General features: G+C 40.9%; 1 pseudogene. It reads left to right on the top strand.

Annotation, left to right across the window (positions count from 1 at the left end):
• A pseudogene (locus tag ACFINL_RS09255) lies at positions 1-5,914 on the top strand (hypothetical protein); the annotation flags it as partial.

The raw sequence follows: 5,914 nt of genomic DNA, 5'->3' as shown, positions 1-5,914 counted from the left end.
GATGGAGAAATTTCTAAAGGTTCGACAGAAGCGATCACGGGCAATCAGCTTTATTCAATCAATCAAACAGTTGCGACCTATTTTGGTGGAGGTGCTGGCTATGAAAATGGAAAATGGGTTGCACCCACATTCAAACTTAAAACTGTCAATGATGATGGTAGCACTGGTGAGGAAAAGGTTTACAATAGTGTAGCGGAAGCACTTGCAGGTGTTGCAAGTTCTATCACGAATGTTCACAATGATGTGACCAATGTAGTCAGTGATAGCCTTGCCAAGCAGGATGAAAAGACAAAAGTTATCACTATTGGTAAAGAAGTAGAAGGTAGTGAAATCAACATAGCCAACAAGACTGGTTCGGATCGGACACTTTCAGGTGTTGGTGAAGCAACAAAGGATAATGAAGCTGTTAACAAAGGTCAGCTTGATAAAGGTTTGAAGGATCTTTCTACCAGCCTTCAGTCAGATGACTCGGCTGTTGTTCATTACGATAAAAAAGAGGGTGATAATGGCGGCATTGATTACACGAGTGTGACTTTAGGCAAAGGTAAGGATGCAGGACCAGTTGCACTTCATAATGTAAAAGATGGTGCCATTGGTGAGGGTTCACATGATGCGATTAATGGTAGTCAGATCAACGCGATTTCTCAGAATGTAGCTAAATTCCTTGGTGGTGATGCAAAATTTGTTGAGGGTACGTTTACAGGACCAACCTACAAGTTATCCAAGGTTGATACAGCTGGTGATATAACAAATGGCTCTTTTGATAATGTTGATAGTGCATTTACTGGTCTTGATGAGAATATCAAGAATGTGAATGCAAGGATTAAAGAGGTTTCTGAAGGAGTAGCACAGGATTCTTTGTTATGGAGCAAGGAAGCCGATGCCTTTGTAGCGCGTCATGAAAAGAGTAAGGAAGAAAAAGGCAGAGCTGTCAGGACACAAGAAAACAGTAGAATTACGTTCCTTGCAAATGGTGAGATTAGCGCTAAATCAACAGATGCTGTTACGGGTGGTCAGCTTTTTGAAACGAATAATAAGGTTGTTACTTATTTAGGGGGTAATGCAGCTTTTAATAATGGTGTGTTTACAGGGCCGACCTATAGTTTATCGGAGATTGATAAAGATGGTAAGATAACAGCCAAGCCTTTTACCAATGTTGGTTCAGCTTTTGAAGGACTTGATGATAATATCAAGAATGTGAATGCACGAATTAAGGAAGTTTCTGCAGGTGTTGCGCAAGATTCTTTATCGTGGAGCAAGGGTGATAACGCCTTTGTAGCTCTTCATGGGGAAGGTAAGGACAGAAACAATAGAAAATTGAAGTTTCTTTTAGATGGAGAAATTTCTAAAGGTTCAACAGAAGCGATCACTGGCAACCAACTTTATTCAATGAATCAGACATTTGCTGAGTATTTTGGTGGAGGAGCAGGTTATAATGAAAAGGGAGAATGGGTTGCACCTACCTTCAAGCTTAAAACTGTCAATTCTGATGGTAGTGCTGGTGAGGAAAAGGTTTACAATAGTGTATCGGAAGCATTTGCTGGAGTTGCGAGTTCTATCACGAATGTTCATAATGATGTGACCAATGTTGTCAGTGATAGCCTTGCTAAGCAGGATGATAATACGAAGGTTATCACTATTGGTAAAGAAGTAGAAGGTACAGAACTCAATATCGCAAATAAAGACAAAGGGGATCGGACACTTTCAGGTGTTGGTGAAGCAACAAAGGATAATGAAGCTGTTAACAAAGGTCAGCTTGATAAAAGATTAGAGAAGCTTTCTAACAGTCTTCAATCAGATGACTCGGCTGTTGTTCATTACGATAAAAAAGAGGGTGATAATGGCGGCATTGATTACACGAGTGTGACTTTAGGCAAAGGTAAGGATGCAGGACCAGTTGCACTTCATAATGTAAAAGATGGTGCCATTGGTGAGGGTTCACATGATGCGATTAATGGTAGTCAGATCAACACGATTTCTCAGAATGTAGCTAAATTCCTTGGTGGCGATGCAAAATTTGTTGAGGGTACGTTTACAGGACCAACCTACAAGTTATCCAAGGTTGATACAGCTGGTAATATAACAAATGGCTCTTTTGATAATGTTGGTAGTGCATTTACTGGTCTTGATGAGAATATCAAGAATGTGAATCAGCGTATTAAGGAAGTCTCAGAAGGAGTAGCGCAAGATTCTTTGTTATGGAATGATGAAGCCAATGCCTTTGTCGCGCGTCATGAGAAGAAGCAAGAAGAACAAGGCAGAGCTGTAAGGACACAAGAAAACAGTAGAATTACGTTCCTTGCAAATGGTGAGGTTAGCGCTAAATCAACGGATGCTGTCGCTGGTAATCAACTTTATTCAATGAATCAGACATTTGCTGAGTATTTTGGTGGAGGAGCTGGTTATGATAAAGATGGACAATGGAAAGCTCCAAGTTTTGTGATCAAGAAAGTTGATGCGGAAGGTAAAGAAAGTGAAGAAAGCTATAAGAGTGTAGCGGAAGCATTTGCTGGAGTTGCGAGTTCTATCACGAATGTTCATAATGATGTGACCAATGTTGTCAGTGATAGCCTTGCTAAGCAGGATGATAATACGAAGGTTATCACTATTGGTAAAGAAGTAGAAGGCAGTGAAATCAACATAGCCAACAAGACTGGTACGGATCGGACACTTTCAGGTGTTGGTGAAGCAACAAAGGATAATGAAGCTGTTAACAAAGGTCAGCTTGATAAAAGATTAGAGAAGCTTTCTAACAGTCTTCAATCAGATGACTCGGCTGTTGTTCATTACGATAAAAAAGAGGGTGATAATGGCGGCATTGATTACACGAGTGTGACTTTAGGCAAAGGTAAGGATGCAGGACCAGTTGCACTTCATAATGTAAAAGATGGTGCCATTGGTGAGGGTTCACATGATGCGATTAATGGTAGTCAGATCAACACGATTTCTCAGAATGTAGCTAAATTCCTTGGTGGCGATGCGGCATTTAAAGACGGTAGCTTTACTAACCCTACTTATAACTTATCTCGCGTTTCTGAAGATGGTGAGGTAACACAAAAAGCCTTTACCAATGTTGGTTTAGCATTTGAAGGACTTGATGAGAATATCAAAAATGTGAATCAGCGTATTAAGGAAGTCTCAGAAGGAGTTGCACAAGATTCTTTATCATGGAGCGAGGGTGAAAAATCCTTTGTAGCCTTGCATGGAGGAAAAGACGGTGCAAAGACAAATAGCAAGATTAAGTTCCTTGCGGCAGGAGATATTACGAAAGAATCTACAGATGCAGTAAATGGCTCCCAACTTTATTCCTTAGGAAAAGATCTTGCATCGTACTTAAACGGTGATGCTAAGTATGAGAAAAATCAATGGTTGTTGCCTAGATTTAAAGTTACACACCTTAAAGAAGATGGCACATCAGAAGAAGCTGAGTACGATAGTGTTTCAGAAGCTCTTTCAGGTGTTGGTAATTCTTTCACGAATGTGGTTAAAGACTTTAATGACAAAGTCACGAATATCACAGAATCTGTCCAAGGCGATGCGCTGTTGTGGAATAAGGACGCAGAGGCGTTTGTAGCCAAGCATGGGTACAAGGAAAGCAAGACGAACAGCAAGATAACGTCGCTTGCAAATGGGGATATCACTAAAGACTCAAGCGATGCTGTAACAGGAAATCAGCTATATGCTCTAGGTAACAGTGTTGCGCAGTCTTTAGGTGGTGATGCTAGTTATGCAGGTGGCGCTTGGACGGCTCCAAGTTTCAAAGTTAAGATTGTCAAAGAAGATGGCAGTGCCGTTGAAGAGCAAAGTTATGATGATGTTGCCAAAGCGTTTACTGGTGTAGGGGCTTCATTCACGAATATTCACAAGGAGCTTAAGAATGAAATTAATAAAGTTGTAGGAGATAGTCTTGTTAAGTTTGATGACACGACAAATGTAATCAAGCTTGGTGGTGAAAAAGAAGGTGCGAGCATCAGTATTGCGGATAAGGAAAGCCAAGATAGAATACTTTCAGGTATTAAGACAGCGACAAGGGATAATGAAGCAGTTAACAAAGGTCAGCTTGATAAAAGTCTGAAGGAGCTTTCTAATAATCTTCAGTCTGATGAATCGGCTGTTGTTCACTATGATAAACAAGGTGATGATAATAGCAGCACTAATTATGCGAGTGTGACTTTGGGTAAAGGTAAGGGTTCTACACCTGTAGGTTTGCATAATGTTGCCGAAGGTCAGATTAGTGAGAATTCGCATGATGCGGTTAATGGCGGTCAGATTTCTAAGGTTTCTCAGGATATTGCGAAATACTTAGGTGGAGGTACAAGCTTTAAAGATGGTACTTTCACGGATCCAACCTATAAATTATCCAGTGTTGATGCAAAAGGCGAGGTAGTAGAAAAATCCTATGGTGATGTTGGTTTAGCCATTGAAGGTATTGATACGAATTTCAAGAATGTGAATAACAACCTAACGAATAAGTTTAATGAACTTACTGAAAACATCACGAATATTACTCAGGAAGTTCAAGGCGATGCGCTGTTGTGGGATAAGGCCGCAGAGGCGTTTGTAGCGACGCATGGAGAGAAGGAAAGCAAGAGTAAGATTACATTTCTTTCCAATGGAGAGGTTTCTGCAAGCTCAAGTGATGCGGTCAATGGTTCTCAGCTTTTTGCGACCAATCAAAATGTAAGCAGTGTATCTAACAATCTTGAAACAACAGCTACGAATATAGCTAAATCCTTTGGTGGTGGCGCTGAATATAAAGAAGGTCATTGGAGTGCTCCAAGCTTCAAAGTTAAGATCGTCAAAGAAGATGGCAGTGCTGTTGAAGAGCAAAGTTATGATGATGTTGCTAAAGCATTTGCTGGTGTAGGGAATTCATTCACGAATATTCACAAAGAGCTTAAGAATGAGATTAACCAAGTTGTGGGAGATAGTCTTGTTAAACAAGATGAAAAGACACATGTTATTAGTGTAGGGGGTGAAAAGAGTGGTACAGAAGTTAAGCTTTCGAATATTGATGGTGCCGCACGGACTCTTTCCGGTGTGAAAGCAGGAACGCTTTCGGAAGCCTCAAGTGAGGTGGTCAATGGTTCTCAGCTTTTTGATACGAATAAGACTGTTGCAACTTATTTAGGTGGTGGCGCTGAATATAAGGAAGGTCAATGGAGTGCTCCAAGTTTCAAAGTTAAGATTGTCAAAGAAGATGGCAGTGCCGTTGAAGAGCAAAGTTATGATGATGTTGCCAAAGCGTTTGCTGGTGTTGGTGATTCATTCATGAATATTCATAAAGAGCTTCAGAATGAGATTAATAAAGTTGTAGGAGATAGTCTTGTTAAGCAGGATGATGCTACGAAGGTAATCAAGATAGGTGATGAAAAAGAGGGTAGTGCAATCACAATTTCAAACATGAATGGTGATGCACGTAGTCTCTCTGGCGTGAAAGCGGGCACACTTTCTGAAGGCTCGACGGAAGCAGTGAATGGTTCTCAGCTTTATTCCTTGAATCAGACGCTGGCGACTTATTTTGGTGGTGGAGCTCACTATGAAGATGGTCAATGGGTAGCACCTACTTTCAAAGTTACGACATTTAATGATGATGGTAGTCCAGAAGAGCATAGCTACCCTAATATTGCGGAAGCGTTTGCTGGTGTAAGCAATTCCTTTACAAAGCTTCATAATGAGATTTCAGACAATATTGAGCAGAATGCGTTGTTGTGGAGTGATGAAGACAGTGCGTTTGTAGCGCTTCATGGGAAGGGAGATAAAAGAAGTAAGAGCAAACTGAAGTCAGTTTTAGATGGCGATATTTCTGAAGGTTCGACAGAGGCGATTACGGGCAATCAGCTTTATTCCTTGCATCAGACGCTAGCGATGTATTTAGGAGGGGGAGCTAGCTATGAAGGTGGCGAATGGAGGG

This window comes from Bartonella sp. AA78NXGY, assembly GCF_042197005.1.
Classification (GTDB): Bacteria; Pseudomonadota; Alphaproteobacteria; order Rhizobiales; family Rhizobiaceae; genus Bartonella.
Note: the sequence above shows the minus strand (reverse complement) of the source record. Positions and strands in the feature narration are given on the sequence as shown.